This window comes from Micrococcus sp. LASM2_SD2, assembly GCF_057364565.1.
In genome coordinates this window covers 1-925 of sequence record NZ_JBNFOB010000424.1, presented here as the reverse complement: position 1 = coordinate 925, position 925 = coordinate 1, and the positions used below count along the sequence as shown (strand labels likewise).

General features: G+C 75.0%; 1 protein-coding gene and 1 pseudogene. Both read left to right on the top strand.

The window, feature by feature from the left end; all coding sequences use genetic code 11:
• Positions 1–226 (top strand): annotated as a pseudogene (locus AC2W7A_RS12895) (hypothetical protein); the annotation flags it as partial.
• Positions 223–925, top strand: a 703-nt coding sequence (locus tag AC2W7A_RS12890; RefSeq protein WP_485991674.1) for an ABC transporter transmembrane domain-containing protein, incomplete at its 3' end; no start/stop codon positions are given. The pseudogene AC2W7A_RS12895 and the gene AC2W7A_RS12890, both read left to right, overlap by 4 nt.

The window sequence follows — 925 nt, the reverse complement described above, 5'->3', positions numbered from 1 at the left end:
CGGTACGAGCCTGGCCTCCGGGCCCTGGCTTCCTCGCCGGCCGGCGCTGGTGATCCTGGACGAGCCCACGAGCCAGGTCGACCTGGAGTCCGAGGCCGTGATCCAGGAGGCGATCGGCCGGCTCGGCGAGAAGGCCACTGTGGTGCTGGCGACCCATCGGCCGTCGCTGGCCGGCGGACGCGCCGTACACGTGCGGGACGGACGGATCGTGGAGGAGGGGCGATGAGCACGCAGACGACCCGGCCCGCCGCGGCCGGGACGCGGCCCTCCCTGGGCGAGGTGAGCCGCTGGCTGATCGGCGCGACCGCACCGGTCCTGTGGCCCCTGGCCGGCTCCGTGGTGTTCCGCCACGTGTACTACGCCGCGGCCGTGGCGCTGCTGGGCGTCGGCGCCGGGGCGATCGCCGCGCTCGCCGTGGACGGGGACGCGCCGGCCTGGCTGCCGGACACCGTGTGGTCGCTGCTCGGGATGCTGGCGGTGCTGACCCTGGTGAAGGCCGTGGCCAGCTACCTGGAGCACTTCCTCGGCCACTGGGTGGCGTTCAAGGCCCTCGAGCTGCTGCGGGTGCGGCTGTACCGGGCGCTTGTTCCGCTGGCCCACCAGACCGGCCGGACGGCGTCCTCCGGGGATCTGCTCACGCGGGCCACCAAGGACGTGGACCGGATCGAGGTGTTCTTCGCCCACACCCTCGCCCCGGCCGTCACTGCGGTGACCATGCCGGTGCTCGTGCTGGCCATGATGGGCCCCCAGGTGGGTGCCCCGGCGGTGCTGGCCGCGGCCGTGGGCCTGGCGGTGTCCGTGGTCGTGGTGCCGGTGGCGGGCGTGCGGGCGAGCCAGCGCGGGGCCGAGGCCGCGAACGCGCGGCGCGGGGAGATCGCCCAGCACGTGACCGACTCGGTGCAGGGCATGTCCGAGGTGAGCCGGC